This window comes from Variovorax nivicola (assembly GCF_051216475.1).
Lineage (GTDB): Bacteria > Pseudomonadota > Gammaproteobacteria > Burkholderiales > Burkholderiaceae_C > Variovorax.
Window position 1 is genome coordinate 1 of record NZ_JBPJZK010000001.1, and the last position, 25690, is coordinate 25690.

25 protein-coding genes are annotated in these 25690 nt (G+C 66.3%); 12 read left to right on the forward strand and 13 right to left on the reverse strand.

Annotated elements, in window-relative coordinates; translation table 11 throughout:
• Positions 1–256: 256 nt before the first annotated feature.
• Positions 257–1954, reverse strand: coding sequence for an electron transfer flavoprotein-ubiquinone oxidoreductase (locus tag ACSFBF_RS00005; RefSeq protein WP_435464261.1), 1698 nt, complete (start codon positions 1952–1954; stop codon positions 257–259).
• A gap of 141 nt (positions 1955–2095) precedes the next feature.
• Here ACSFBF_RS00005 and ACSFBF_RS00010 point away from each other — a divergent pair, with 141 nt between their 5' ends.
• From ACSFBF_RS00010 to ACSFBF_RS00020, 3 genes are all read left to right on the forward strand, one after another.
• The gene (locus tag ACSFBF_RS00010; RefSeq protein ID WP_435464263.1) at positions 2096–2878 is read left to right on the forward strand and encodes an SDR family oxidoreductase; all 783 of its coding nucleotides are present in this window, start codon (positions 2096–2098) and stop codon (positions 2876–2878) included.
• 77 nt (positions 2879–2955) lie between these two features.
• Complete coding sequence (locus tag ACSFBF_RS00015; protein WP_435465862.1) at positions 2956–3786, forward strand: DMT family transporter; 831 nt, start codon at positions 2956–2958, stop codon at positions 3784–3786.
• Positions 3783–4205, forward strand: a complete 423-nt coding sequence (locus ACSFBF_RS00020; protein WP_435464264.1) for an acyl-CoA thioesterase — start codon at positions 3783–3785, stop codon at positions 4203–4205. Before ACSFBF_RS00015 ends, ACSFBF_RS00020 begins: the two co-directional genes overlap by 4 nt.
• 33 nt (positions 4206–4238) lie before the next feature.
• On the opposite strand, the gene ACSFBF_RS00025 is transcribed toward ACSFBF_RS00020, so the two are convergent.
• Positions 4239–5594 carry a sensor histidine kinase gene (locus ACSFBF_RS00025; protein ID WP_435464265.1) on the reverse strand — a complete coding sequence of 452 codons (1356 nt, stop codon included), beginning with the start codon at positions 5592–5594 and terminating at the stop codon, positions 4239–4241.
• On the reverse strand, positions 5591–6265 hold the full coding sequence (locus ACSFBF_RS00030; protein WP_435464267.1) for a response regulator transcription factor: 675 nt from the start codon (positions 6263–6265) through the stop codon (positions 5591–5593). The genes ACSFBF_RS00025 and ACSFBF_RS00030 overlap by 4 nt, the downstream gene beginning before the upstream one ends.
• Before the next feature lie 141 nt (positions 6266–6406).
• On the opposite strand from ACSFBF_RS00030, the gene ACSFBF_RS00035 reads away from it, so the two are divergent.
• The 3 genes from ACSFBF_RS00035 to ACSFBF_RS00045 are packed head-to-tail and all read left to right on the forward strand — an operon-like array spanning position 6407 to position 9498.
• A complete protein-coding gene (locus tag ACSFBF_RS00035; protein ID WP_435464268.1) occupies positions 6407–7111 on the forward strand; it encodes a phosphatase PAP2 family protein in 705 nt (234 codons plus the stop codon).
• Positions 7098–7700 (forward strand): phosphatase PAP2 family protein, encoded by a 603-nt coding sequence (locus tag ACSFBF_RS00040; RefSeq protein ID WP_435464269.1) that lies wholly within the window; start codon positions 7098–7100, stop codon positions 7698–7700. Before ACSFBF_RS00035 ends, ACSFBF_RS00040 begins: the two co-directional genes overlap by 14 nt.
• Positions 7701–7746: 46 nt before the next feature.
• A complete protein-coding gene (locus tag ACSFBF_RS00045; RefSeq protein ID WP_435464270.1) occupies positions 7747–9498 on the forward strand; it encodes a phosphoethanolamine transferase in 1752 nt (583 codons plus the stop codon).
• Positions 9499–9508: 10 nt separating this feature from the next.
• On the opposite strand, the gene ACSFBF_RS00050 is transcribed toward ACSFBF_RS00045, so the two are convergent.
• The 5 genes from ACSFBF_RS00050 to eat form a co-directional block, all read right to left on the reverse strand.
• A complete protein-coding gene (locus ACSFBF_RS00050) occupies positions 9509–10090 on the reverse strand; it encodes a peroxidase-related enzyme (protein ID WP_435464271.1) in 582 nt (193 codons plus the stop codon).
• Between the two features lie 79 nt (positions 10091–10169).
• Positions 10170–11438 (reverse strand): HAD family hydrolase, encoded by a 1269-nt coding sequence (locus tag ACSFBF_RS00055; protein WP_435464272.1) that lies wholly within the window; start codon positions 11436–11438, stop codon positions 10170–10172.
• A gap of 101 nt (positions 11439–11539) precedes the next feature.
• Positions 11540–12322, reverse strand: coding sequence for an ethanolamine ammonia-lyase subunit EutC (gene eutC, locus ACSFBF_RS00060; RefSeq protein ID WP_093055602.1), 783 nt, complete (start codon positions 12320–12322; stop codon positions 11540–11542).
• Positions 12319–13713: an ethanolamine ammonia-lyase subunit EutB gene (locus ACSFBF_RS00065; RefSeq protein ID WP_435464274.1), complete on the reverse strand. Its 1395-nt coding sequence runs from the start codon at positions 13711–13713 to the stop codon at positions 12319–12321. Before ACSFBF_RS00065 ends, eutC begins: the two co-directional genes overlap by 4 nt.
• Positions 13714–13726: 13 nt before the next feature.
• Positions 13727–15154: an ethanolamine permease gene (gene eat / locus ACSFBF_RS00070; RefSeq protein ID WP_093055605.1), complete on the reverse strand. Its 1428-nt coding sequence runs from the start codon at positions 15152–15154 to the stop codon at positions 13727–13729.
• Positions 15155–15324: 170 nt separating this feature from the next.
• Here eat and ACSFBF_RS00075 point away from each other — a divergent pair, with 170 nt between their 5' ends.
• A complete protein-coding gene (locus ACSFBF_RS00075; protein ID WP_176928807.1) occupies positions 15325–15693 on the forward strand; it encodes an FKBP-type peptidyl-prolyl cis-trans isomerase in 369 nt (122 codons plus the stop codon).
• Positions 15694–15696: 3 nt separating this feature from the next.
• Here ACSFBF_RS00075 and ACSFBF_RS00080 read toward each other — a convergent pair whose 3' ends face one another.
• Positions 15697–16449, reverse strand: a complete 753-nt coding sequence (locus tag ACSFBF_RS00080; RefSeq protein WP_435464275.1) for an SDR family NAD(P)-dependent oxidoreductase — start codon at positions 16447–16449, stop codon at positions 15697–15699.
• A gap of 124 nt (positions 16450–16573) precedes the next feature.
• On the opposite strand from ACSFBF_RS00080, the gene ACSFBF_RS00085 reads away from it, so the two are divergent.
• A complete protein-coding gene (locus tag ACSFBF_RS00085) occupies positions 16574–17491 on the forward strand; it encodes a LysR family transcriptional regulator (protein WP_435464277.1) in 918 nt (305 codons plus the stop codon).
• 13 nt (positions 17492–17504) lie between these two features.
• Here ACSFBF_RS00085 and ACSFBF_RS00090 read toward each other — a convergent pair whose 3' ends face one another.
• A complete protein-coding gene (locus ACSFBF_RS00090) occupies positions 17505–19103 on the reverse strand; it encodes an OpgD/OpgG family glucan biosynthesis protein (RefSeq protein WP_435464279.1) in 1599 nt (532 codons plus the stop codon).
• A gap of 174 nt (positions 19104–19277) precedes the next feature.
• Positions 19278–20120, reverse strand: a complete 843-nt coding sequence (locus ACSFBF_RS00095) for a class I SAM-dependent methyltransferase (RefSeq protein WP_435464280.1) — start codon at positions 20118–20120, stop codon at positions 19278–19280.
• 184 nt (positions 20121–20304) lie between these two features.
• On the opposite strand from ACSFBF_RS00095, the gene ACSFBF_RS00100 reads away from it, so the two are divergent.
• Positions 20305–20871 carry an NADPH-dependent FMN reductase gene (locus tag ACSFBF_RS00100; protein ID WP_435464282.1) on the forward strand — a complete coding sequence of 189 codons (567 nt, stop codon included), beginning with the start codon at positions 20305–20307 and terminating at the stop codon, positions 20869–20871.
• 12 nt (positions 20872–20883) lie between these two features.
• On the opposite strand, the gene ACSFBF_RS00105 is transcribed toward ACSFBF_RS00100, so the two are convergent.
• Together ACSFBF_RS00105 and ACSFBF_RS00110 are read right to left on the reverse strand one after the other, a co-directional pair.
• Positions 20884–22095 carry a hypothetical protein gene (locus ACSFBF_RS00105; protein ID WP_435464284.1) on the reverse strand — a complete coding sequence of 404 codons (1212 nt, stop codon included), beginning with the start codon at positions 22093–22095 and terminating at the stop codon, positions 20884–20886.
• Positions 22092–23012: a LysR family transcriptional regulator gene (locus ACSFBF_RS00110; RefSeq protein ID WP_435464286.1), complete on the reverse strand. Its 921-nt coding sequence runs from the start codon at positions 23010–23012 to the stop codon at positions 22092–22094. Before ACSFBF_RS00110 ends, ACSFBF_RS00105 begins: the two co-directional genes overlap by 4 nt.
• Positions 23013–23140: 128 nt before the next feature.
• On the opposite strand from ACSFBF_RS00110, the gene ACSFBF_RS00115 reads away from it, so the two are divergent.
• Genes ACSFBF_RS00115 through ACSFBF_RS00125 form a run of 3 tightly spaced genes read left to right on the forward strand, consistent with a single transcriptional unit; the run spans position 23141 to position 25673 of the window.
• Positions 23141–24316 carry a CaiB/BaiF CoA transferase family protein gene (locus tag ACSFBF_RS00115; RefSeq protein ID WP_435464288.1) on the forward strand — a complete coding sequence of 392 codons (1176 nt, stop codon included), beginning with the start codon at positions 23141–23143 and terminating at the stop codon, positions 24314–24316.
• Positions 24313–25296 carry a hydroxymethylglutaryl-CoA lyase gene (locus tag ACSFBF_RS00120; protein WP_435464290.1) on the forward strand — a complete coding sequence of 328 codons (984 nt, stop codon included), beginning with the start codon at positions 24313–24315 and terminating at the stop codon, positions 25294–25296. Before ACSFBF_RS00115 ends, ACSFBF_RS00120 begins: the two co-directional genes overlap by 4 nt.
• Positions 25293–25673: a VOC family protein gene (locus ACSFBF_RS00125; RefSeq protein WP_435464292.1), complete on the forward strand. Its 381-nt coding sequence runs from the start codon at positions 25293–25295 to the stop codon at positions 25671–25673. The genes ACSFBF_RS00120 and ACSFBF_RS00125 overlap by 4 nt, the downstream gene beginning before the upstream one ends.
• Positions 25674–25690 lie beyond the last annotated feature (17 nt).

Sequence of the window (25690 nt, forward strand, 5' to 3'; positions counted from 1 at the left end):
AATCCGTGCGGTTCCCCAGTCTTTATTGCGGGCTGGACAGCCCAAGGAGGAGAGCGGGGTTTACCGGACGGGCTCCCTTCAGCGCTACGGGAGCGGGAGAAACAATATCAGGAGGAGGCCGAAGGCCGGGGGACATTCGCGGAGGGGAGCACCTGGTGGCCTTCGCACGCGCCCCGAACGCACACGCCGGGAAGCAAGCGACCAAAACGAAAAAGCCCTCCGAAGAGGGCTTTTCAAACAAGCGCGATGCGCCGCCTTACATCCCCACGTAATTCGGCCCGCCACCACCTTCAGGCGTGACCCACACGATGTTCTGCGTCGGGTCCTTGATGTCGCAGGTCTTGCAGTGCACGCAGTTCTGCGCGTTGATCTGCAGGCGCTGCTTGCCGTCCTCGGTGCCCACGAACTCGTACACGCCAGCCGGGCAGTAGCGGCTCTCGGGGCCCGCGAACTTGGCGAGGTTGATGTTCACCGGCACCGTCGCATCCTTCAGCGTCAGGTGGGCCGGCTGCTGCTCTTCATGATTGGTGTTGCTGATGAACACGCTGGAGAGCCGGTCGAAAGTGAGCTTGCCATCGGGCTTCGGATAAACGATGGGCTTGCACTCCGACGCGGGCTTCAGGTACTGGTGGTCGGGCTTGTTGCGGTGCAGCGTCCATGGGATGTGGCCCTTGAGAAGCCATTGCTCGATGCCGTTCATGAAAGTTGCAATGCCCAGGCCCTTCTTGAACCAGGCCTTGAAGTTGCGCGCCTTGTTCAACTCGGCGTACAGCCAGCTCTTCTCGAACGCGGCCGGGTAGGCCGTGAGTTCGTCGTGCTGGCGGCCGGCCGTGACCGCGTCGAAGGCGGCCTCGGCGCACAGCATGCCGGTCTTGATGGCGGCGTGGCTGCCCTTGATGCGGCTCACGTTGAGGTAGCCGGCCTCGCAGCCGACCAGCGCGCCGCCCGGGAACACCGTCTTGGGCAGCGACATCAGGCCACCGGCCGTGATGGCGCGCGCGCCATAGCCGATGCGCTTGGCGGGCTTGATGCCCTTGGCCTCATCGCCTTCAAGGTACCAGCGGATGTTGGGGTGCAGCTTCCAGCGCTGCATTTCCTCGAACGGGCTCAGGTAGGGGTTGCTGTAGTCCAGGCCCGTGATGAAGCCCATGGTGACCTTGTTGTCCTCCATGTGGTACAGGAAGGCGCCGCCATAGGTGTTGTTGTCCATCGGCCAGCCGGCGGTGTGCAGCACGAAGCCGGGCTGGTGGCGCTTGGGGTCGATTTCCCACACTTCCTTCACGCCCAGGCCGTAGGTCTGCGGGTCTTTGCCTGCGTCGAGCTTGTACTTTGCAATCAGCTGGCGGCCCAGGTGGCCACGCGCGCCTTCGGCGAACACCGTGTACTTGCCCAGCAGCTCCATGCCGAGCTGGAAGTTCTCTGTCGGCTCGCCGTCCTTGCCGACACCCATGTTGCCGGTGGCCACGCCGCGCACCGAGCCGTCTTCGTTGTAGAGCACTTCAGCGGCAGGGAAGCCCGGGAAGATCTCCACGCCGAGATTCTCGGCCTGCTGCGCCAGCCACTTGGTGAAGGCGCCCAGGCTGATGATGTAGTTGCCGTGGTTCTGGAAGCAGGCCGGCAGGAAGAGGTTGGGGGTGCGCAGGCCCGACTTCTCGCCCAGGAACACCATCGCGTCGTCTGTCACCGGCTGGTTCAGCGGGGCGCCGAGTTCTTTCCAGTCGGGCAGCAACTCGTTGAGCGCGCGCGGGTCCATGATGGCGCCCGAGAGGATGTGCGCGCCGGGCTCCGAGCCCTTTTCGAGCACCACGACCGAGATCTCTTTTTCGTGCTGCGCGGCGAGCTGCTTGAGCCGGATCGCGGTCGAGAGGCCGGCCGGGCCGCCACCGACCACGACCACGTCGTATTCCATGGCTTCGCGAGGGCCGAACTGGGCGAGGATTTCGTCGTGGGTCATGTGGGTTGGGTCGATAATGATTTTTCGAGGCGCGGGGCTTCCCGGGTTGCGGGGCATTTTATGCGGCGTCCACGGGCGGTCCGTGTCACTCGTGGGCGGGGCGCTTGGGCGTCACCTGCGCGACTCCACAGGATTCAGTTCATGGCTTACAGCATCGATCTTTCCGGCCGCGTGGCCTTCGTCACCGGCGCTTCCAGCGGGCTCGGCGCCCAGTTCGCGAAAACCCTTGCCCGCGCGGGCGCCGCCGTGGTGCTGGCCAGCCGCCGCGTCGAGAAGCTCAAGGAGTTGCGCGCACGCATCGAGGGCGAGGGCGGCGACGCCCACGTGGTCGAGCTCGACGTAACCGATATCGGCAGCATCAAGGCGGCAGTCGCACGCGCCGAGACCGAGGTGGGCGCCATCGACATCCTGGTCAACAACTCGGGCGTGAGCACCACGCAGCGCCTGCAGGACGTGACGCCCGACGACTACGACTACATCTTCGACACCAACGTGAAGGGCTCTTTCTTCGTGGCGCAAGAAGTGGGCAAGCGCATGCTGGCGCGCGCCAAGGGCACGGCGCCGGGCACCTACATCGGCGGGCGCATCATCAACATTGCGTCGGCTGCCGCGCTCAAGGTCATGCCGCAGATCGGCACCTACTGCATGAGCAAGATCGCGGTGGTGCAGATGACCAAAGCCATGGCGCTCGAATGGGGCCGCTTCGGCATCAACGTGAATGCGCTGTGCCCGGGCTACATCACGACCGAGCTCAACGAGGAGCACTGGAGCACCGAAGGCGGCGCCAAGCTGGTCAACATGCTGCCGCGCAAGCGCGTGGGCAAGCCCGAGGACCTGGACGGCCTGATCGTGCTGCTGGCCAGCGGCCAGAGCCATTTCGTGAACGGCGCCGTCATCGCGGCCGACGACGGGTTCGCGCTCTGAGTCCGCGGGCTTGGGTTGGCATTGCGGCCGGGCTGGCCGCGGGTGCGCTCTGGGGCCTGACCTTCGTGGCGCCGCGCATGGTGGGCCACTTCGGCATGGTCGACATCACGGCCTCGCGCTTCGCGGTGTTCGGTGCTGTCTCGGCGCTGGCCGTGTTCGCGCGGCCGGCTGCAGTGCGCTGGCCGAACGGGCGACAAGCGCTCGCGGCGCTGGGGCTCAGCGTGCTGGGCTTCACCGGCTATTACCTGCTGCTGGCCTTCGGCATCGCGGCGGCCGGCACTGAAGTGCCCAGCCTCATCATCGGCACGATCCCCGTCTGGATGATGCTGCTGGGCCGGCCCGCGGGCCTGCGCATGCGCGCGCTGCTGCCGGGACTGCTGCTCACGGGCGCGGGCATTGCGCTGATGATCTACGGCGCGTGGTCCGCGCAGCACGGCGCAGGCAGTGGTGGCGCCCGCTTCGGCTGGGGCATTGCACTGGCGCTGGCCGCGATGGCAAGCTGGACGGTGTACGGCCTGCTCAACGCCGCCTGGCTGCAGCGCCACACCGAGCTCAACGCAACCGACTGGGCCAACTGGCTCGGCGTGGCGACCGGCCTGGGCGCCTTGCTGCTGTGGGCTGTTGCGGGCAGCGACGTGTCTACGCTCCGGGCGCAGCCCGACGGCATGCTGTTCGTGTGGATCGCGCTGGCGAGCGGCTTCGGCTCGTCGTGGCTGGCGACCATTCTCTGGAACGTCGCGAGCCAGCGCCTGTCCGCCAGCCTGTGCGGCCAGCTGATCGTCAGCGAGACGCTGTTCGCGCTCTTCTATTCCTTCGTCTGGGACGGCCGCTGGCCGCAGGCCGCCGAGTGGGCGGCGGCGCTGCTGTTCGTGCTGGGCATCCTCGCATCCATCAAGGCGCACCGATGAGAATCGAAATTCCCGAAAAGAAAAAGCTCGTGTACGAAATGTCGATCCCCATACGTTGGGGCGACATGGATGCAATGGGCCATCTGAACAACGGCACCTACTTCCGCTATCTCGAAACCGCGCGCATCGACTGGATGCGCTCCATCGGCTTCGAGCCCGAGCCGGGCGGCGAGGGCATGGTGATCGTCAACGCCTTCTGCAATTTCTACCGGCAGATCGAATACCCGGGCAACGTGCTGCTCAAGATGTACGTGAGCGACCCTGGCCGCACCACCTTCGAGAGCTGGGGCACCATGGCCCGCGAGGAAGAACCCGAAGTGATCTGCGCGGCCGGCGGCGCGACCACGATCTGGGTCGACTTTCCGAAGCAGAAGGCGCTGGCGCTGCCCGATTGGCTGCGCACGCTGGTGAGCGAGTAAGCGGACTTCGCCGAGGCTGAAGGCTGCCGACGATCAGGCCGACCGCAACACGATGCGAGCCTCGAAGCCGTGCGCCGCGCCCACGGGCGGCGACGAGAGATCGAGCTTCGCGCCGTGCTTCTCGACGATGGTGCTCACGATCGAAATGCCCAGGCCATAGCCCGCGCGGTCGGAGCTGTGGCGCACATGGCGTTCGCGCAGGGTTTCGAGCTGCGCAGGTGTAACGCCGTGGCCGGAGTCGCGCACGGCCAGGGTGCAGGTCGCCATCACCTCGACGATGACGCGGCCGTCGCTGTAGCGCAGCGCGTTCTCCACCAGGTTGCGCAGCGCGATCGCGAGTGCATCGACGTCTCCCAGGGCCAGCGGCGCGACGCTGTCGGGCACCCTGAGCACGAGGCGCTCGGCGTTTTGCGGGTCTTGCCAGAACTCCTGCGCCACGGTGCCGGCGAGCTGCACCAGGTCGACCCGCGTGCGCGTGAGCGAGGCACCCGATTCCGCGCGTGAGAGCTGCAGCAGCTTTTCGGTACGGTGGCTGAGGGTGCGCAGTGCATCGAGCGCGGCCTGCACGTCGTTGCGCTGCAGGTCGTGCTCCAGCGCGGTCTGCAACCGCAGGCGGGCGGCGGCGAGCGGCGTGCGCAGCTCGTGCGCGGCATTGGCTGCCAGGGCGCGCTCCACGTCGAGCGAGTGCGACAGCCGCTCCAGCAGCCGGTTGACGTGGTCGCCGACGGTACGCAGCTCCTTCGGCAGCCCTCCGGGAAGTGCGATCGGGCTCAGGTCGGCGCCGCTGCGTTTCTCGATTTCGCCGGCCAGCTGTTGCAGCACTCGCAGCTCGGCGCGCGCCACGTTGCGCAGCACCAGCGCGAGCAGCGGCAGCACCGCACCGAGCGGAATGATGAGACCGAAGAGCGTGCGGTTGAGGGCGCGGCGGCGTTCGTCGAGCGGGTCCGCCACCTGGAAGAACAGGCCCAGTGTCGGGTGGCGCACGGTGTAGATGCGCCAGGTCGGGTTGTTCGCGAAGCCGGCGGCCAGCGGCACGTCGAAGGTGTCCGCGGGCGCCTCGGCCGAACGCAGCAGCACGTGCTCGTGCAGGTCGACGATCTGATAGATCACTGCGTCTTCCGAGAACAGCTGCTTGGGCGCGATCAGCGGTTCGCGCGGCGTCTCGTGGCCCGCGTGCTGGAGCTTTTCGAGCTCCTGCACCGCCATCGCGAACATGCGGTGCGAGACCTCGATCAGTTCGCTGTCGAAGTTATGGTTGATCTCGCGGTCCACGTACCAGACCACGGCGAACACGCACAGCAGCCACACGCCGCCGACCCAGAGGATCAGCGTGCGCGTCAGTCGGCCGGCAAGCGAGTCGCGGCCGGCCATGAAGCTGGTAGGGCTCATTCGTCGTCGTCCGAGGAGAACGACAACCGGTAGCCGAGGCCGCGCAGTGTCTGGATGTGGCTGCGTCCGAGCTTGCGTCGCAGGCGGCTGATGAAGACCTCGAGCGTGTTGCTGTCGGCCTCGTCGCCGAAGCCGTACAGCGCATCGGCGAGGTTCTCGCGCGTGTGGATGCGCTCGGGCCGCGTGGCCATGACGCGCAGCAGCGCCCATTCTTTCTGCGTCAGCGTGATTGGCGAGCCGTCTTTGCGGACCATGTCGTGCGCCAGGTCGATCTCGAGCGTGCCGAGGTGCAGCACCGGCGAGCTGCTGGAGCTGCGGCGCCGTTCGACCGCGCGCAGGCGCGCCAGCAACTCGGCAGGGTCGTAGGGCTTGATGAGGTAGTCGTCGGCGCCGGCGTCCAGGCCGCGGATGCGGTCGGTTACCTGGTCGCGCGCCGTCAGCACGATGACGATGGGGCGCTCGGGCAGGGCGCGCACCTGGGGCAGCAGCGAGAGGCCGTCGCCGTCGCCCAGGTGCAGGTCGAGCAGCACGGCCGCGTACTGCACCGAGAGCAGGGCGCCGCGCGCGTCGGCCAGGCTGGGCGCCACGTCGACCACGAAAGCCTTGGCCAACAGGTAGCTGCAGACGGCATCTGCCAATGCACTGTCATCTTCGACCAGCAATATGCGCACGCATGTCTTTCCAAGAAAAATTGCAGTCTAGCGTCACCGAGTTGCACGGGCCCTGCCAGTCAGGTTCGGTTCATCTTGCTTCAGGCTCGGTTCATTCCGCAAACGTAGGCTCGCGACTGTTTTTCAGTCCTGCCTTCGTCCATGACTCGCTTTCCCAATTTTCGTCTGGGGGTTCTGACCCTCATCGCACTGTTTGCACTGATGGCATGGGACACGACGGGCGGAGATCTTCTGCTGGCGCGCATGGCGGGCTCCCACATCGGGTTTCCCCTGCGCGACAGCCCCTTCATGGTTCACGTCATGCATGAGGGCGCCCGCGACCTCAGTTGGGTGCTCGTGATCACGCTGTTCGCCGCGATCCGCTGGCCCTTCGGCCTGCTGCGCCGCCTGAGCACCGGCGGCCGCGTGCAGCTGGCCCTGACCGTGCTGGGCTCGGTGATTGCCGTGAGCCTGCTCAAGCATGCCAGCCACACCAGCTGCCCCTGGGACCTGCAGGAGTTCGGCGGCATGGCGCGTTATGTGTCGCACTGGTCGTGGGGTGTCGACGACGGCGGGCCCGGCGGGTGCTTCCCGGCTGGCCATGCTTCGGCGGCCTTTGCCTACGTGGGCGGCTATTTCGTGCTGCGCCGGGTGTCGTCCCGCGCTGCAGCAATCTGGCTGGGGGTGGCGATGGTTGCAGGGCTCGTGCTGGGCGTGTCGCAGCAGTTGCGCGGCGCCCACTACATGAGCCACACCCTCTGGACGGCCTGGGTCTGCTGGGTGGTGGGCTTTGCCATCGAGGTGGCGGTAACGCGCTTCGGTTCGCGCGCTTTGAGGCCGGCGGTGCCCGCACATGCAGGATCTTGATTTCGCGCTGTTCAGGCTGATCAACGCGGGCATGTCGGTGCCGGCATGGAGCCTGAGCTTCGCCAAGTTCTCCTCCGACCTGCTGCCGGCTCTGTTGACGCTCGCCATCGGGGTCTGCGCACTGTTCAGCCGGCGCTGGCGCTATGCGCTGTTCACGGTGCTGATGAGCGTGCTGGCCGTATGGCTGATCGTGCAAATGATCCGCACGGTGGCGCCGATTCCCCGGCCCGCGTTCTATGGCCTGGGCATCCAGTGGGTGCCGCAGGGCGTGCGGCCAAGCTTCCCGAGCCTGCATGCGGCCGGCACCTTTGCCGCGGCCTTTGCGCTCTGGTGCCTGCCTTCTCGCTGGCCCATGCTGGCGGCGCTGCTGGTGGCTGCCGTGGTGGCGTGGAGCCGGGTGTACCTGGGCCTGCATTTCCCTTCCGACATCGTGGGGGCGGCAATGCTGGGCATGCTGGTGTCGATCGTCGTGGAGCGTGGCGTGAGCCGGCCGCTGAGCCTGGCTGCTTCCGGCGCATACGTCGTCGCGCGACGGCGTTCGAGATTGAGGACGCTGCGGGTACGCAGGGCCAGCCTGAACATTGACTGAATAGTCAGTTCAGGCTCCCTTCAGGCGGATTCTTTACATTCGCCGCATGTCTGTTTCACGAATCGCGCCCGCATCATTGCAGCGGGTGGATACTTCTGAGTCCAAAACGCAACACTTGCCGGCCTTTGGCGCCCCTTGGGCGCGCTTCAACCTGTGGCTGGAGCGGCCGCGTTCGGCCGCCGTGGTTGTCCTGTGGCTCAGCCTCTACCTCGTCCTGACCACCAACTGGCCGCTGTGGAACGAGCTGGCCCGCATCGGCGGCGCGCCGAGCACCTACATGTCGACCATCGTGGTCATGAGCCTGCTCACGCTGTGCGGCTCGGCGGCCATGCTGTCGCTTACCGCCTGGTCGCGCTGGATGAAGCCGCTGTGGCTCGCCGTGGTCGTGCTGGCCGCGGTGGTGCAGCACTACATGCTCGAGTACCGCGTGGTGATGGACCCGACCATGATCGCCAACGCGCTGCAGACCGACCCGAACGAGGCGCGCGACCTGCTGAGTTGGCGCATGGCCTTCAACGTGGGGGTGGTGGTTTTGCCCGCGGCCTGGCTGCTGTGGCGGGTGCGCATCATGCCGATGGGCATTCTGTCGAAGCTCTGGCGCAACGTGGCGCTGCTGCTGCTGTCGATGGTCGTGGCGCTCGGCGCGGCGGTGTCCATGAACCGCGAGCTGGCGCCGCTGATGCGCAACAACGTTCATCTGCGCTACATGATGAACCCCATTGCGACCCTCTATTCCACGGGGTCGCTGCTCATCAAGCCGCTGTTCAAGCGCAGCGGCAAGCTGATTCCGATCACCGCCGGCACGGCGCTGGGCGCGAGCTATGCGGCGCAGACCAAGCCGCCGCTGTTCGTGGTGGTGGTGGGTGAGACGGCGCGCGCCGACCATTTCGCCCTCAACGGCTATGCGCGCGACACCACGCCCGAGCTGGCCAAGCGCGGCGTGCTGAGCTACCGCGACGTGCATTCCTGCGGCACCAACACGCTGGCCTCGGTTCCGTGCATGTTCTCGCCGCTGGGCAAGCAGGGCTACGAATCGCGCAAGGACGACTACGAGAACCTGGTCGACGTACTGCAGGCCGCCGGGCTGGCCGTGTTCTGGCTCGACAACCAGGCCGGCTGCAAGGACGTCTGCACCCGCGTGCCGAACGCCTCGGCCTTCGACGGCCTCGATGCCGCCACCAAGAAGGCACTGTGCGACGGCGACGAATGCCTCGACGACGTGATGCTCAAGGGCCTGGACGAGCGCATCGCCGCGCTGCCGGCCGAGCGCCGCGCCAAGGGCATCGTGCTGGTGATGCACCAGATGGGCAGCCACGGCCCGGCCTACTACAAGCGCTCGGCACCCGACGTGAAGCGCTTCCAGCCCGAGTGCAAGACCAATGCGCTGGCCGAGTGCGGCCACGCCGAGCTGATGAACGTGTACGACAACTCGATCGTGCAGACCGACCGTTTCCTCGGCCAGACCATCGACTGGCTCAAGGCGCAATCGAAGCAGTACGACCCGGCGCTGCTCTACGTGAGCGACCACGGCGAATCGCTCGGCGAATACGGCCTGTTCCTGCACGGCGTGCCATACAGCTTCGCGCCCGAGGCGCAGAAGCACGTGCCCATGGTCACGTGGTTCAGCGAAGGCATGAGCGAGCGGCGCAAGCTCTCGCGCTCGTGCATGGAGGCGGGGCTCGATGCGCCGCTTACGCACGACAACCTCTATCACACGGTGCTCGGCGTGATGGACGTGACCACGCCCACCTACAAGCCGACGCTGGACGCCCTCGCATCCTGCCGCGCACAGGCCTGAGCGGGCCTGGCTATTTCCTCTCGCGGGGCAGCCGCCCCATGAGGAAGAACTCGTTGTTAGGCTGCATGCCGCTGAAGCTGGCCAGGCGATTGCTCAGGCCGAAGAAGGCGGTGATGGCCGCGATGTCCCAGATGTCCTCGTCGTCGAAGCCGTGGGCGTGCAGCGGCGGAAAGTCGCTGTCGTCGATCTCGTGCGAGCGGTCGCAGACCTTCATTGCAAAGTCGAGCATCGCGCGCTGGCGCGGCGTGATGTCGGCCTTGCGGTAGTTCACCGCCACCTGGTCGGCCACCAGCGGCTTCTTCTCGTAGATGCGCAGCAGCGCGCCGTGCGCCACCACGCAGTACAGGCATTGATTGGCCGCGCTGGTGGTGGTGACGATCATCTCGCGGTCGCCCTTGGTGAGCGAGCCTTCTTCCTTGAGCATGAGTGCGTCGTGGTACGCGAAGAACGCGCGCCACTCGGCGGGGCGGCGCGCGAGGCCGAGGAATACGTTCGGCACGAAGCCGGCCTTTTCCTGCACGGCGAGGATCGCGGTGCGGATGTCCTCGGGCAGGTCTTTCAGTTCGGCAAGGGGGTAGCGGTCTGTGGCCATGTTGTCTCCTGTGCGGGTTGCCTTGATGGAGCCATCATAGGCAAGCCGCGCCGAAGACCGCGCAACCGCTTTTTTCCCTTTACTTGAGCGCCTTGCCTTGCGTTGCGCCCAGCGGCGTGTGCAATTGCGAGGTCACCCACGAGCCCGTGTTGTCGTCGCGCCCCTGCAGCAGGTAGCGCGTGTCGGCCTTGCCGTAGTTCTGCACCGCCATGGCCGAGAACTTGCCGATGTCGGTCTTCGGATCGCGCAGGCGGTTGACGATCAGCACCTTCTTCGTGTCGGCGAAGTCGGCCATCATGTTCTGGTCGCCTTCGCTGTCGCCGGCCACGAAGCTCGGGCCGTAGCCGTACTTGCTGACCAGGAAGCGCCGGATGTTCTTCGTCTTGCCCGGGCCTTGCGTCTGGTCGTAGCCACGGCGGAATTCGGGCTGGATCACGCCGTTGGCGTCGCGCTCCAGCTCCATCGCGAGCACGCGCTCGGGCGAGTTGTTGTAGCCGAAGGCGGGGTTCGACGAGATCTCTTTGATCACGTCGACGAACGACGCCGAGCACACCCACACGTCGAAGCCCGCGTTGCGGAAGGCGGCGTACAGCTCCTGCATTTCGGGCTGCAGGCGCAGGCCGTTCTTCCAGCTCACCGAGACCACGCCCGCGCGGCCCGGCAGTGCCGTGGGCGAAGTCCACTTGACCTTGGCGACCGGCTCCTTCAGCTGCCACGCCACCGTGTCGGCCGTGAGCTTGCGCACCTGTGCCTCGGTCATGCCGGCAAAGAGGTACGTAACCCATGGGTACGCCGTGTCGTGGTCGAAGGTGTCGCCGATGGCCTCGTAGAGGTAGCGCACCTTGGTGGTGAATGCGCCGTAATGCGGGCTCAATGCCACCACGGCCAGCGACTGGTCGCCCTTCAGGCCCTTGTAGTTCTGGTAGAGCCAAGTGTAGCTCGCGACGATGTCGGGCACCACGCGGTCGATGTTCACCGGCTGGCCGGCCGCGTTGTTGTACGCGGGCAGGAAGTCTTTCTTCGGAATGTTCTTGCGCAGCGCCACTTCGAGCTGCGCGGGCGTGGCGCCGAAGACGAGGTTCTCGAGCTGGTAGATGAGCGAGGCTTCTTCGATGTCGAGGAAGACGCTGGTGTTGTCCCAGTCGAACACCACGTACGGCGGCTTTGCGGCGTTGTAGCCCGGGCTGCCCTTGCCGAGGCTGGAGATCAAGCCCTCGATCTGCGCGCGGTTGAAGGCGTCCCAGTGGCCGGGCGAAAGGGCCGGCCCCGTGGAAGACGACAGGCTGGCACAGCCGGCCGCAGCCATCGCGGCGGCAATTGGCGAGAGAAGGAGGAGGCGACGTTGCATTGCTTTTTTCCTGTTTGAGTGCATGCGTTGGACAAAAAAAGACGATGACGAGCGTACGAAGCGCTCGTGACAGTTCTGGCGTTGCCGCTTGTGGGTTGTGCTCAGCGCGCGAGCGATGGCGCCTGGCGCTGTTCGAGCACCGCGAGATCGCTCTCGTCCTTGAGCCCGATGCCGGTCAGTCCCCTGCGCAGGGACTCTCGCATCAGCCATGCCAGCTTGAACGCGGCCACTTCGTAGGGCAGGCCTTCGGGGCGCACGTTCGAGATGCAGTTGCGTTCGGCATCGTGCCGGCCACGCTTGGGCGAATGGGTCAGGTAGATGCCGAGGCTGTCGGGCGAGCTGAGGCCCGGGCGCTCACCGATCAGCATGACCGAGAGCGCCGCACCGAACAGTTCGCCCACCTCGTCGGCCAGCGCCACACGCGCCTGCGTGGCGATGACCACGGGGGCAAAGCTCGTGTCGGGCGGCAGGTGCGATCGCAATGCCGCGAGCAGCGGCACCGTATGACGCGCCGCCGCGAGCGAGGAGAGTCCGTCGCCGACCACCACGCAGACATCGCAGCCGTAGCGCCGGTCGCCGAGCAGGCGCGTGGCGGCGTCCTCGTCGAGCTGGCGGCCCAGGTCGGGCCGGCGCAGGTATTCGGTGCGGTCCGCGGCGCGGCTGCGTGCGCGCGCCACTTCCCAGCGCTGCGCGGTCAAGGCGGCTTCGAGCGCATCGACGTCGAGCGCGGCATGGATCGCGTCGCGCGCCATTGCATGCGCCCATCCGAAGCGCAGTGTCTCGTCGGTCGGCATGCCTGCGCCGGCGCGGCCCAGTGCCAGCCGCGCCGGCGTGGCCGAGCGCCATTGCGCCCAGGGGTTGGGGGTGACCGGTGAATCGCTCATGACGCGAGTGCGGACAGCCCGCTCATGTCGGCCAGCAGCCGGTTGGAAGAGGGCGGCGCCAGCTGGCCGGCCGCATTGGTGATCTGCATGCGCTGCAGCCAGGCCTCGAACTCCGGTGCGCGCTTCAGGCCCAGCGTTTCGCGCAGGAACAGCGCGTCGTGGAAAGAAGTGCTCTGGTAGTTGAGCATCACGTCGTCCGCGCCCGGAATGCCCATGATGAAGTTGATGCCCGCCGTGCCCAGCAGCACGAGCAGCGTGTCCATGTCGTCCTGGTCGGCCTCGGCGTGGTTGGTGTAGCAGATGTCGCAGCCGATGGGCAGGCCCAGCAGCTTGCCGCAGAAGTGATCTTCGAGCCCCGCGCGAATGATCTGTTTGCCGTCGTACAGATACTCCGGCCCGATGAAGCCGACGACAGTGTTGATGAGAAAGGGCTTGTAGCGCCGCGCCAGCGCATAGGCGCGCGCCTCGCAGGTCTGCTGGTCGACGCCGAAGTTGGCGTTGGCTGAGAGCGCGCTGCCCTGGCCGGTCTCGAAGTACATGACGTTGTTGCCAATGGTGCCGCGCTTGAGCGAGAGCGCTGCCGCATAGGCCTCGTCGAGCAGCTCGGGCGTCACGCCGAAGGAGAGGTTCGCCTTCTCGGTGCCCGCGATCGACTGGAACACCAGGTCCACCGGCGCGCCAGCCTCCGCGAGCTTGAGCGTGTTGGTCACGTGCGTGAGCACGCAGCTTTGCGTGGGAATCTCGAAGCGCTGGATCACCTCGTCGAGCATGCGCAGCAACTGGCCAAGCACTGGCATGCTGTCCGAAGCCGGGTTGAGGCCGATCACCGCATCGCCCGCGCCGTAGAGCAGGCCGTCGAGCGTGGAGGCGGCCACGCCGCGCAGATCGTCGGTCGGGTGGTTGGGCTGCAAGCGCACGGCCAGGTGACCGGGCAGGCCGATGGTGTCGCGAAAGCGCGTGACCACGCTGCACTTCTTCGCGACCGACACCAGGTCCTGGTTGCGCATGATCTTGGACACGGCCGCCACCATCTCGGGCGTGAGGCCCGGTGCCAATGCGGTGAGCGTGGCGGTGGTGGCCGCTTCGGACAGCAGCCAGTTGCGGAAGTCGCCGACCGTGAGGTGCGACACCGGCGCGAAGGCCTGCGCGTCATGGCTGTCGATGATGAGGCGCGTGATGTTGTCGCTCTCGTACGGAATCAGTGCTTCGGTAAGGAACTGCTTGAGCGGCGTGTCGGCCAGCACATGGCGCGCGGCCATGCGCTGCTGCGCGGTGGCCGCGCCAATGCCCGCGAGGTAGTCGCCCGAGCGCGCGGGGCTCGCGAAGGCCATGACCTGCCGCAGGTCTTCGAAGGCGAAGACCTGGTCGGCGATGGTGGTGCGATACAGCATCTTTCTTCAGATGTCAGGCGGAAGTGGTTGAAGAAGACAGCATCTCGTCGGGCGCGGCCGCCTTGCGTTGCGCCGAGGTCAGCAGGAAGTAGCCGTACGCCGCAGCCATCAGCACGATGAACAGCAGCGTGAGCATGCCGTTGAACCACACCATCGCGCCCAGGCACACCACGCCGAGCCCGAGCGCGATGGCCGGGAACACGGGGTAGAAGGGCGCGCGGTAGGTGCGCAGCAGGTTCGGCTCGGTGCGGCGCAGCTTGAACAGCGCGGCCATCGAGATCAGGTACATCACGATGGCGCCGAGCACGGCCATGGTCACGATGTTGGCGGTGAGCGTCTGGCCGCCGAACTGCACCCACTCGTCGCTGAAGATGGCAATCACGCCGATCACGCCGCCGGCCAGCAGTGCGCGATGCGGTGTGTCGAAGCGAGGGCTCAGGCCGGCGAAGTAGCGCGGCAGGTAGCCCGCGCGCGCCAGCGCGAAGATCTGGCGCGAGTAGCCCATGATGATTCCGTGGAACGAAGCGATCAGACCGAACAGGCCAATCCACACCAGCATGTGCAGCCAGCCGCTGTTGTCACCCACCACCGCCTTCATGGCCTGTGGCAACGGGTCGTTGATGTTTGCGAGCTTGCGCCAGTCGCCCACGCCGCCCGCGAAGATCATCACGCCGAAGGCCAGCACCACCAGCGTGACGATGCCCGTGGTGTAGGCAATGGGAATGGTGCGATGCGGGTCGCGCGCCTCTTCGGCTGCCATGGCCGCGCCCTCGATGGCAAGAAAGAACCAGATCGCGAACGGTATGGACGCGAAGATGCCCGAGATGGCCGCGCCGTTGAGCACGCTGCCGCCGGCCCAGCCGTTGGCCACGAAGTTGGCCATGGTCCAGCCCGGCGTGACCACGCCCATGAACACCAGCAGCTCGACGATGGCCAGCACCGTCACGAAAAGCTCGAAGGCCGCAGCAATGCCCACGCCGACCCAGTTGAGCGCAATGAAGATCACGTACGCGCCGAGCGCAAACCACTTCGGGTTGATGCCCGGAAACTGCACGTTGAGGTACGCACCGATGGCCAGCGCGATGGCCGGTGGTGCGAACACGAATTCGATCAGCGTCGCAAAGCCCGCGACGAAGCCGCCGTTGGGCCCGAAGGCACGCCGTGCATAAGCAAAAGGACCACCCGCATGCGGAATGGCGGTAGAGAGCTCGGTGAAGCTGAAGATGAAGGTGGTGTACATCGTGGCCACCAGCACCGTGGCAACCAGAAAGCCGAGCGTGCCGGCCGTGTTCCAGCCGTAGCTCCAACCAAAGTACTCACCCGAGATGACAAGGCCCACCGCAATGCCCCAGAGCTGGACAGGGCCGAGCACTTTCTTGAGATGGCCGGTGCCGGTATGGGCCGGCGCTGCTGCGCCAGTGCTGGCTTCGGTGGAGTTCATGCGGCTTCCTCTCTGCGTGAATGTTGACAGTGCACATTCAGCAAAGCAAGGGCCGTTCCAACGAGGCCGGCATGGGCCGATATGGGCCGCTGGCCATAATCGGGGTCTCTCAACCTTCGAGGTGTTTTGTGAAGTCTCTTTTCTGTGCCGCTCTCGTGTCCGTCTTTGCAATGCCCGCCGCGTTCGCGCAGTCTGCGCCCGTGACCACGCCCAGCGGCCTGATCTACCAGTCGATCAAGGAAGGCACCGGCGCTTCGCCCGCGGCCACCGACGTGGTCAAGGTTCACTACCGCGGCACCTTCCCCGACACGGGCAAGGAATTCGACAGCTCCTACAAGCGCGGCGAACCCACCGAGTTCCCGCTCAACGGCGTGATCCCGTGCTGGACCGAAGGCGTGCAGAAGATGAAGCCCGGCGGCAAGGCCAAGCTGACCTGCCCGCCGTCGATTGCCTACGGCTCGCGCGGCGCCGGCGGCGTGATTCCGCCGAACGCCACGCTGAACTTCGAAGTGGAGCTGGTGTCGGTCACCAAGCGCTGATCGTCAGATCTGCGCCATGCCGCCGTCGACGAAGAGTTCGATTCCGTTGACGAAGCTGCTGTCGTCGGAGGCCAGGAACACCACGGCCTTGGCGATTTCGTCGGGCGTGCCGACCCGGCCCAGCGGGATGTTCTGGGCTTGTCCCTCGATGAAGCCCTGCACCTGTTCCGCCGTGAGGCCCAGCAGTTCATAGGCGGGGGTTGGTACCACGCCGGGGCTCACGGCGTTCACGCGAATGCCGGCGTCCTTCAGGTCCACCGTCCAGCTGCGCGCAAAGCTGCGCACCGCCGCCTTGGTCGCGCTGTAGACGCTGAAGGCCGGATTGCCCTTGATGCTGGTGATCGATGCGTTGAGCACGATTGATGAGCCCTTGGGCATCAGCGGCAGCGCCTTCTGCACCGTGAAGAGCAGGCCGCGCACATTGGTGCCGAAGATCTTGTCGAAGTGTTCCTCGGTGATCTGCCCCAGCGGCAGCAGGCTGCCACCGCCCGCGTTGGCGAACAGCACGTCGAGGCGGCCTTTCTCCTGCTTGATCGTGGCGTAGAGCCGGTCGAGGTCTTCGAGCTTCGACACGTCGCCGAGCACGCCGGTCACGTTGCGCCCGATGGCCTTCACGGCTGCATCGAGTTCGGCCTTGCGGCGGCCGGTGATGAACACGTGCGCGCCTTCGGCCACGAAGCGTTGCGCGGTGGCCAGGCCGATGCCGCTGGTGCCGCCAGTGACGAGGGCGATTTTGTCGTTGAGCTTGAGGGTCATGACTTCTTCCTTGGTGATTGCTGCAATGCAGCGTTGTCGAGGGAAGGAAGTTTGGGCGCGACCCCCACGCGGACCAAGACGGCGCGCGGGATTTGTTTGTTTCCGGATCACTAATAATCCGGCGATGGACCAGATCACCGCCATGCGCGTATTTGCCCGCGTGGTCGAGGCCGGCACCTTCACGCGCGCTGCCGACTCGCTGCAGATGCCCAAGCCCACCGTGACGAAGATGGTGCAGCAGCTCGAAACGCACCTGCGCGTGAAGCTGCTGCAGCGCACCACGCGGCGCGTGACAGTCACGCCCGAGGGCGCGGCCTACTACGAGCGCACCGCGCGCGTGCTGGCCGAGCTGGAAGACATCGAGTCCGACCTCACCAACGCGCAGGCCAATCCGCGCGGGCGCCTGCGGGTGGACGTCGGCTCCTCGCTGGCCAACATGATCCTGATTCCGCAACTGCCGACGTTCCATGCGCGCTATCCCGAGATCGAACTCGAGATCGGCGTGAGCGACCGGCCGGTGAACCTGATCGGCGATGCGGTCGACTGCGTGATCCGTGCCGGCGAGCTGACCGACCAGTCGCTCGTGGCGCGCCGCATCGCGACCTTGCCCTTCGTGACCTGCGCCACGCCGGCCTACCTGGAGCGCCACGGCGTGCCGAAGACGCCCGCGGACCTCGGCGACGGCACGCACCGCGTGGTGGGCTACTTCTCGTCGCTGAGCAACCGGCCGATTCCGCTGCGCTACGGGCGCGGCGAGGAGCGCATCGAAATCCACGGCCACACCGTGGTAGGCGTGAACGAGAGCACGGCGCACCTGAGCGCGATGCTCACCGGCATGGGCGTGGCGCAGACTTTCGATCTGATGGCCGCGCCCTACCTGGCCAGCGGCGCGCTGGTCGAGGTGCTGCAGGGCTGGGCGCCCGAGCCGTATCCCCTGCACGTGGTGTACCCGACCAACCGGCACCTGAGCGCCAAGCTGCGCGTGTTCGTGGACTGGGCTGTGGAACTCTTCGCGCCCTACAACAAGGCCGGCAAGCGCTGAAGCGCCTGCGGTTTCAGCCCGGCTGGTACTGGTACAGCCAGGTTTCGGTCAACGTCTGGTCGCCGTTCTTCATGTACATGCGCATGTCGATCGGCTCGTTGCCTTCGGGCGTGAAGTCGAACTGCGCACGCCAGTGGCCGGGCACGCCGTTGGGCACGGCCTCCGCGAACACGTACGAGAACTTGCCGCGCGCCGCCGTCAGCATCACCTCCGGCTTCACGCCGAAGGGCACGGCCTGCAGCGGCTGTCCGATGAACTCGACCATGAACTTGCGCACGCCCTGCGGACGGGGCTGGCCCGGCTGTCCGCCGCGCCCGATGCGCGTGGCCACGCAGCGCGCGAGCGGCGACGGAAAGGGCTCCTGGTCGGTCCAGTGCAGCCGGTACTGCAGGCTGTAGCTGGCTCCGGCCTTTGCGTCTGCCTTGGGCACCCAGAAGGCGACGATGTTGTCGTGGATCTCGTCGTCGGTCGGAATCTCGATGAGCTGGACCGAGCCTTCGCCCCAGTCGCCCAGCGGCTCGATCCACAGGCTCGGGCGCTTCTCGTAGTTCACGCCGTCCTGGTAGTGGTCGAAGGCGCGATCGCGCTGCAGCAGGCCGAAGCCGCGCGGCCTGGTGTCGGCGAAGGCCGAGGCGCGCGTCTGCGTGGGGTTGTTGAGCGGGCGCCAGATGCGCTCGCCCGCGCCGTTCCAGATCGCGAGGCCATCGGAGTCGTGCACCTCGGGGCGCCAGTCGATGGCGGTGGGCTTGATGGTTTCCGAGTACCAGTACATCGACGTGAGCGGCACCAAGCCCAGGCGCGACACGTCGCGGCGCAGGAACATGCGCGCGTCGATGTCCATGATGACGGCCTTGCCGCGCTGCATGATGAACTTGAACACGCCCGTGATGCTCGGCCCTTCGAGCAGCGCGTAGACCGTCATCGAGGTGGTGTTGTTGGCGGCCGGCGTCTCGAAGTAGAAGCGCGTGAAGTTCGGAAACTCCTCGGGCTTGTCGGGCACCGCCACGTCGAGCGCGATGCCGCGCGCCGACAAGCCGTACTGGTAGAGCTCGCCGATGGCGCGGAAGTACGAGGCGCCGAGAAAGGCGACCCAGTCGTTCTTCTGCCAGTCGAGCTTGCTCTGGTCGCCCAGCCGGCTTTCCTGCAGACGAAAGCCCGCGAAGCCCGCGCCCGGCGGCAGCGCGCGTGCGGGGCTGTCGGGCGGCATCGAGAAGTAGTCGGGGCTGTAGAGCAGCTCGCGGGCAAACGCGTCGCCGTCGGTGTTCTCGAGCACGTGCATGCGCACCGGCGTCTGGAAGAAGCGCCCGAGGTGGAAGAAGGTAACGGGAAAGGCGCCGGGCCCGTCGCGGAAGAGGGCGTTGGCGGGGTCGAACTTGATCTTGCCGTGCGCGTCGTAGTCGATGCGGTCGAGCACCTCGGGCGCCAGCGGCGCCGCGGCCGCATAGGGCTTGGCGGCGAGCGACTTCGCCTGTGCGATCAACGCGTCGAAGGAAAAGGGCGTGGGCTGGCTCAGTTGCAGCCCGTTGGCGGCCAGTGCCTCTTTGGGCAGTCCGAGGGCGGCGAGTGCGGCAGCGGCACTACCGGCGGCAAGGAAGGATCGGCGATCAAGCATGTGGTTCTTGAGGGTTGCGAATCTTGAGGGGGAAGAAAGAAAAGCGGCGAAGACGATAGAACATTCTCCGCGACCGGGAACAGCAGGTAGCTTGACCTGGCCCGGGGCCGCGCCGCGTCAGCCATTCCGCGCAGCGTGGGCCGGACAAAGCCGGCACTTCACAAAATTGTGCGTTTATGTATCGGCGACGTCCGTCGCCTTCAGCGCATAGAGCGCATACAGCGGCACGCCGAGAAACAGCATGACCATCGGCGCGAACAGCGTGTAGGGTAGGCCGATGCCCTCCAGCACGCGGTAAGTGGCGGTCAGCTGCAGGCGCGGATGGGGCTGCGTCAGCTCGGTAGAGCGACGGATTCCCCAGAGAAACTCTGCACCGGTCGTGCGCACCGAGGGGTGCTGTCTTCCGCGCCCCACCGCGAGCCAGCACATGGCGTCGAAGGCCAGCATCGAGCCTGCGGGCGCGCGTTCGCCGAAGGTGGCGAGCACTGCCTGCACCTGTTCGGGCTTCAGGTACATCAGCACGCCTTCGGTGAACAGGAACACCGGCGCAGCGTTGCGCTTGCGCGGCAGGCCCAGCTGTTCCCACCAGTCGGGCGCGGTCAGGTCGAGCTCGCGCAGGTCGTGGCGTTCATTGGTCTCGGGGATCAGCTCGCGGCGCAGTTCGAGCACCTCGGGCAGGTCGGCGTCGGTCATGTGGGACTTGCCGTCGTCCAGCCACTGGAAGTAATGGCTAAGGCCGCAGCCCATGTTCACCACGCGCCCGCCGGGATGCTGCTTGAGGAAGTCCTGGGCCAGGCTGCGGAAGCGACGGGTGCGCGAGAGGATGCTGTAGATGGTCGCCCGGTCTTCCGGCAACGCGTGGCCGTCGTCGCGGATCTGCTCCAGGATGCCCGCGGCGTACGCGTCCCGCACGGCCACTTGCGGAAACATCGCATCGCCCGAAGCCCGGGCGGCCAGGGGAATCCGCAAGGTCGAAGGAACGGCCGACAGGCGCCGTGCGCGTCTGCCGGCGGTCATGGATGCGGGAGAGAGGCCATGCGCAAAGTCTGGCCGCTCCGGCATCGGGGGGCAAGTCAGTCTTTGGTTGTGCCGGACTTTTCCGTTTGAAGGAAATGTGGTTTCCACGAAAATCGCTTTCCCGATGGCTTGGCCGACGCCATAGTTGCCGGCAACCAACTCCAGCACAAGAACAGGAAACCGAATGAGCACCCTCGACATCGTCGGCCTCTGCGGCAGTCTTCGCACAGGCTCCATCAACCGGGCCGCCCTGAACCTCGCAGGCTCGCTGATGCCCGAGCCGATGGCCATGGAGGTCGTCGAGTGGCGCGAGGTGCCGGTGTTCGACGCGGATGTGTTCGCCAAGGGCTACCCCGCATCGGTGCAGACGCTGCGCGACCGCATCCGCCGCGCCGACGGCGTGGTGATTGCCACGCCCGAATACAACTTCTCGATTCCGGGTGGGTTCAAGAACATGATCGACTGGCTCAGCCGCGGCGAAGACCAGCCCTTTGCGCACAAGCCGGTGGCCATCCTCTCGGCATCGCCGGGGCCCGTTGGCGGCGCGCGCGTTCAGTACGACATGCGGCGCGTGCTGCTGTTCGTGAACGCGATGGTGCTGGCGAAGCCCGAGATTTTCATCGGCGGCGCGGGCGGCAAGTTCGACGCCGAAGGCAACTGCACCGACGAGACGACGCGCAAGTTCGTCGGCGACCAGATGAACGCGTTCGAGAAATGGATCGGGGCTGTGAAGCGGATGACGGCCGCCTGAGCCCATGCCCTGTCAGGCGGGGCTGGCTTCCGGTTCCTGCTCGGCCCAAGCGGCCGGGTTGGGCGTCCAGCTCGGGTCGGGCTCCCGTTCGAGCAGGGCGCAGGCATAGGCGCCGAGGTCCGCGCTGAAGATGTTCCGGGCCGCTTCGGCACCACCGTCATCGCGCTTTGCGTTCGACGCAAAGCTCGCGAACAGCTCCCAGTTTCGCCCCATCTGCTCGACGAGGATGCGCGCAAGTTCGTAGGACAGGAGGTTGCCGTCATCCGTCCTGAAGAACGACTGGCCGGACCAGAATTCCTGGATCTTCGCTTCGTCCCAGAACTTCAGATGCTTGCGCTGTAGCTCCTGCGGCGTGTAGAGCATGGCGCCCGCGCCCGCCAGCTTGCGCTCGGTGTTGACGGCCAGCCCTTCATCCAGCCACCTCGGCAGCTTGAGGTGCGAGAGCGCGCTGTGGGTCATCTCGTGCGCGATGACGGGCTCGATGGCTGCAAGGTCGGCCCGCTTCGCCAGAAAGTGCGCGCAACCGGCGTCGACGAACATGCCGCCGCTGAACGCGAATTCGCCGCCTTCGGGGTAGTAGCTCGAGACGTAGTCGTAGTAGGTTTCTTCGTCGTCCACGACCAGCAGGATGCTCTTGTCACTGGCGCCGAAATGCGCGATGCCGGCCAGGACGCGTTGAATGCGCTTGCGCGTGGACGTCACATAGGCGGCTGTTGCGGCGACGACGACATCTTCCAGCGACGACAGAACGTAGGCATTGCTCGATTCGTACAGGCGGAAGTGCGAGCCCAGCGCATCCCTCAAGTGAAGAAGCCAAGCGCGCTTTCCCTGCTCGATGGCCGCGCGCTGGAGATCAGCATCGTTCATCGAGCCGGCCCATTCCTTCAGTGCCTGCCAGTCGAGCAGGGGGAGTCCGTTGTAGAGCCCCATGTGCTCGTGCAGCGGAAATGCGGGGCCGTCTCCCAGCGCGATGTTCTCCGGCGCCGCGTCGGCCGTGAAACCGTCGGACTTTGTGCCGGGGCGAGCGGGTGAGGCATGGGATGGTCTTGGCATGCCGATCCTGGCGAGCCAGGCGCCAAGGAACGGGATCAGCCAGACCATCCACAGGATCAGGACCTTGCGCCACAGAGGCTCCTCGCTTGCCACGATGCGCATCGTGATGTGCACGTTGATCGCAAGCAGGAAGGCGCCCGCGCAGAACAGCAGAAACTCTTGCATCGTCACGGCCCCGCTTGTTGCAGAAGATGTTGAGCCAGCAATTGCGCCGCCGGCGAAAGTGCCGCCCCCGTCTTCGTCGCCATCAGCAACCGCCGCGTGGCCCACGCGTCCTTCAGCCGCACGACCTTCAGATCGAGCGCCGCAACCTGCGCCTTGCACGCGGCCAGCGGCACCACGCCGATGCCGAGGTTCGCCGCGATCATGTGGCACATCGCATCGAAGCTGCGCACCTGCACGCGCAGGCGCATCGGAATGCCGGCCTGCTCAGCAGCACGCGACGTGAGTTCCAGCAGCGAACTGCTGCGGTTAAGGCCGACGAATTCGTGCGCGAGGCAGGTCTTGAAGTCGACCTGCTTCACTCGGCTGCGCGACAGCGGATGTTGCTTTGCGCACAGCACCACGAGCTCGTCGGTCTGGAAGGGCGCGACGTCGAGCCCGTAGGCGGGCGTGTTCTCCGCGAACACGCCGACGTCGGCCAGGCCGTCGACCAGTGCTCGCACGATGTCGCCGCTCAACTGCTCTTCGACCTCCACGCGGATGTCGGGGTGCTGCGCGAGAAAGGTCGCGAGCGTCGTAGGCAGGAACTCGGTCAGCGCCGACATGTTGGCCCACAGCCGGACGTGGCCGCGCACGCCGCTTGAATAGTCGTTGATCTCGTTGCTGAACTGCTCGAAGCCCTGGAACAGCCGCATCGCATGCTGCATCGCCACATGCCCGGCGGGTGTGAGCGCGATGCCTTGTGCGCTGCGTTCGAGCAGCTTCGACCCCGTTGCTGCCTCGAAATCTGAGAGTCGCCGGCTCGCCGCCGACAGCGCGAGGTGGCACGCCTCCGCGCCCTTGGTGATGCTGCCCGATTGCGCCACCGCGCAGAACAGGCGCAGCGTCACGAAGTCGACACGGGCGGGGTTGATCGGGCTGGGCATCGGCGGATTCTAGAGAGGCGGGGCCACCTCTTCGCGTTTTGCGAAGGGGTGCTGCCATCACAGCAATTCCGCCCAGCGCGATCTGTTCCTAGAGTCGGACCCTACCCAACAAGGAGACGGACGCGGACATGAATGCACTCGAAGGCCTGAAGGTGCTGGAGCTCGGCCAGCTCATTGCCGGCCCCTTCGCCGGAAAGACGCTGGCGGAGTTCGGCGCCGACGTGATCAAGGTCGAGCCGGCCGGTGTCGGCGACCCGCTGCGCAAGTGGCGGCTGCTGCGCGATGGCACTTCGGCATGGTGGGAGGTGCAGTCGCGCAACAAGCGCTCGGTATGTCTCGACCTGCGCAGCGCCGAAGGCCAGGAGGCGGCGCGTGCGCTGGCGCTCGAGGCCGACGTGCTGATCGAGAACTTCAAGCCCGGCACGCTCGAAGGCTGGGGCCTGGGGTGGGAGCAGCTGCACGCGCTGAACCCGCGGCTGATCATGCTGCGCATCTCGGGCTACGGGCAGACCGGGCCCTATCGCGACAAGCCCGGCTTTGGTGTGCTCGGCGAATCGATGGGCGGGCTGCGCTATCTGAGCGGCGAGCCGGGGCGGGTGCCGGTGCGCGTGGGTGTGTCGCTGGGCGACACGCTGGCGGCGCTGCACGGTGTGATCGGCGTGCTGACCGCGCTGCATCACCGAACGGCCCATGGTGGAGAGGGGCAGTTCATTGACGTGGCGCTGTACGAGTCGGTGTTCAACGTGATGGAAAGCCTGCTGCCCGAGTACGACGCTTTCGGCGCGGTGCGCGAGCGCGCCGGCAGTGCGCTGCCCGGCATCGCGCCGACCAATGCCTACCGGTGCAGCGACGGGCACTATGTGCTGGTGGCCGGCAACGGCGACAGCATCTTTCGCCGGCTGATGCGGGCCATCGGTCGCGCGGATCTGGAGAACGACGCGGAGCTCGTGCACAACGATGGACGCGTGCGGCGCGTGGAGGAAATCGATGCTGCCATCGAGGCATGGACGCTGCAGCGCAGCCGCGACGAAGTGCTGGCCGCACTCGACGCTGCTGGCGTGCCGGTCGGGCGCATCTACACCGTGGCCGACATCGCGAGCGACCCGCAGTACCTGGCGCGCGAGATGATCGTGGAGGCGCCCACGTCGGACGGCGCCACGCTGAAGGTGCCCGGCGTGGTGCCCAAGCTCAGCGCCACGCCGGGATGCATCGCGCACCCTGCGCCGCGCCTTGGCGAGCACACCGGCGATCTGCAAAGTGCCGGTTGGCCAGCACGCCGCACGGAAAGCGAGCTTGCCGTATGAAGACTGGCAACGGCACGCGGCTGCTCATCAATGAAGTGGCTACCCGCGACGGCTTTCAGATGGAGAGCCGCTTCATTCTTACCGACGATAAGGTCGCGCTGATCGACCGGCTCAGCGGGCTGGGCTACGCCAAGATCGAAGTCACGTCGTTCACTTCGGCAAAAGCGATTCCGGCATTGCGCGACGGCGAGGAGGTGATGCATCGCATCGCCCGCCGCCCTGGCGTGGTCTATACCGCGCTGGTGCCGAACGTGCGCGGCGCCGAGCGTGCGCTTGAAAGCCGGATCGACGAGTTCAACATCGTCATGTCGGTGAGCGAGACGCACAACCTTGCCAACCTGCGCATGACGCGCGAGCAGTCGTTCGCGCAGCTGGCTGGGGTCGTCGCATTGGCGAAGGAGGCAGGGGTGCCGGTGAACGTGTCGCTCTCTTGCGTGTTCGGCTGCCCGATGGAAGGCGATGTGCCGCTGGCGACGGTACGAAGCTGGATCGACCGCTTCGCTGCGCTGGAAGTGCAGGGCATCACGCTGTGCGATACGACGGGCATGGCCTATCCCACGCAAGTGCAGGCGCTCTGCGAGAACGTCATCGCGGCTCATCCCCAGATGGATTGGACCGCCCACTTTCACAACACCCGCGGCATGGGCCTCGCGAACACCGTGGCCGCCGTCGAGGCCGGCATCCGCAGGCTGGACATGTCGCTCGGCGGCATCGGCGGTTGCCCCTATGCCCCGGGCGCGACCGGCAATGTGGCGACGGAAGACGTGGTGCACATGCTGCAGTGCATGGGCTACTACACCGGCATGGACCTGGGCGGCCTGATCGCCGCCGCAGCCGAACTGGAGTCGCTCGTGCAGCACGAGCTGTCGAGCCAGGTCTCGCGCGCGGGCCATCGGCTGACGCGGCATGCGCCGCCCGCGGATTTCAACGACATCGTTACCCGCGCCAAGGAGCGCGGGCAGAAGGAGCTTCACCCATGATCGACCATCTGGACCACCTTGTGCTGACGACTGCGCACGAAGAAGCCTGCACTCGTTTCTACGTCGAGGTGATGGGCATGACGCTCGAAAACTTCGGTGCCGGCCGCAAGGCCTTTCGCTTCGGCAACCAGAAGATCAACCTGCATATCAAGGGCCACGAGTTCGAGCCCAAGGCGCAACTGCCGACGCCGGGGTCGCTCGACCTGTGCTTCATTGCCAGCGTGCCGCTCGAGGAAGTCATCGCGCGGCTGAAGGACAAGGGCGTGCCGATTCTCGAGGGCCCGGTGATGCGCACGGGCGCCACCTCGCGTATCCGCTCGGTCTATGTGCGCGACCCCGACCTGAACCTGATCGAGATATCGGAGCTGGCGCCCTGACGGCGCGGCCCCGAAGA

Coding starts and splice junctions, on each gene's coding strand:
- ACSFBF_RS00005 (WP_435464261.1), bottom strand. CDS start 1,954: ATGACCCACGACGAAATCCTCGCCCAGTTCGGCCCTCGCGAAGCCATG.
- ACSFBF_RS00010 (WP_435464263.1), top strand. CDS start 2,096: ATGGCTTACAGCATCGATCTTTCCGGCCGCGTGGCCTTCGTCACCGGC.
- ACSFBF_RS00015 (WP_435465862.1), top strand. CDS start 2,956: ATGGTGGGCCACTTCGGCATGGTCGACATCACGGCCTCGCGCTTCGCG.
- ACSFBF_RS00020 (WP_435464264.1), top strand. CDS start 3,783: ATGAGAATCGAAATTCCCGAAAAGAAAAAGCTCGTGTACGAAATGTCG.
- ACSFBF_RS00025 (WP_435464265.1), bottom strand. CDS start 5,594: ATGAGCCCTACCAGCTTCATGGCCGGCCGCGACTCGCTTGCCGGCCGA.
- ACSFBF_RS00035 (WP_435464268.1), top strand. CDS start 6,407: ATGACTCGCTTTCCCAATTTTCGTCTGGGGGTTCTGACCCTCATCGCA.
- ACSFBF_RS00040 (WP_435464269.1), top strand. CDS start 7,098: ATGCAGGATCTTGATTTCGCGCTGTTCAGGCTGATCAACGCGGGCATG.
- ACSFBF_RS00045 (WP_435464270.1), top strand. CDS start 7,747: ATGTCTGTTTCACGAATCGCGCCCGCATCATTGCAGCGGGTGGATACT.
- ACSFBF_RS00050 (WP_435464271.1), bottom strand. CDS start 10,090: ATGGCCACAGACCGCTACCCCCTTGCCGAACTGAAAGACCTGCCCGAG.
- ACSFBF_RS00055 (WP_435464272.1), bottom strand. CDS start 11,438: ATGCAACGTCGCCTCCTCCTTCTCTCGCCAATTGCCGCCGCGATGGCT.
- eutC (WP_093055602.1), bottom strand. CDS start 12,322: ATGAGCGATTCACCGGTCACCCCCAACCCCTGGGCGCAATGGCGCTCG.
- ACSFBF_RS00065 (WP_435464274.1), bottom strand. CDS start 13,713: ATGCTGTATCGCACCACCATCGCCGACCAGGTCTTCGCCTTCGAAGAC.
- eat (WP_093055605.1), bottom strand. CDS start 15,154: ATGAACTCCACCGAAGCCAGCACTGGCGCAGCAGCGCCGGCCCATACC.
- ACSFBF_RS00075 (WP_176928807.1), top strand. CDS start 15,325: ATGCCCGCCGCGTTCGCGCAGTCTGCGCCCGTGACCACGCCCAGCGGC.
- ACSFBF_RS00080 (WP_435464275.1), bottom strand. CDS start 16,449: ATGACCCTCAAGCTCAACGACAAAATCGCCCTCGTCACTGGCGGCACC.
- ACSFBF_RS00085 (WP_435464277.1), top strand. CDS start 16,574: ATGGACCAGATCACCGCCATGCGCGTATTTGCCCGCGTGGTCGAGGCC.
- ACSFBF_RS00090 (WP_435464279.1), bottom strand. CDS start 19,103: ATGCTTGATCGCCGATCCTTCCTTGCCGCCGGTAGTGCCGCTGCCGCA.
- ACSFBF_RS00095 (WP_435464280.1), bottom strand. CDS start 20,120: ATGACCGCCGGCAGACGCGCACGGCGCCTGTCGGCCGTTCCTTCGACC.
- ACSFBF_RS00100 (WP_435464282.1), top strand. CDS start 20,305: ATGAGCACCCTCGACATCGTCGGCCTCTGCGGCAGTCTTCGCACAGGC.
- ACSFBF_RS00110 (WP_435464286.1), bottom strand. CDS start 23,012: ATGCCCAGCCCGATCAACCCCGCCCGTGTCGACTTCGTGACGCTGCGC.
- ACSFBF_RS00115 (WP_435464288.1), top strand. CDS start 23,141: ATGAATGCACTCGAAGGCCTGAAGGTGCTGGAGCTCGGCCAGCTCATT.
- ACSFBF_RS00120 (WP_435464290.1), top strand. CDS start 24,313: ATGAAGACTGGCAACGGCACGCGGCTGCTCATCAATGAAGTGGCTACC.
- ACSFBF_RS00125 (WP_435464292.1), top strand. CDS start 25,293: ATGATCGACCATCTGGACCACCTTGTGCTGACGACTGCGCACGAAGAA.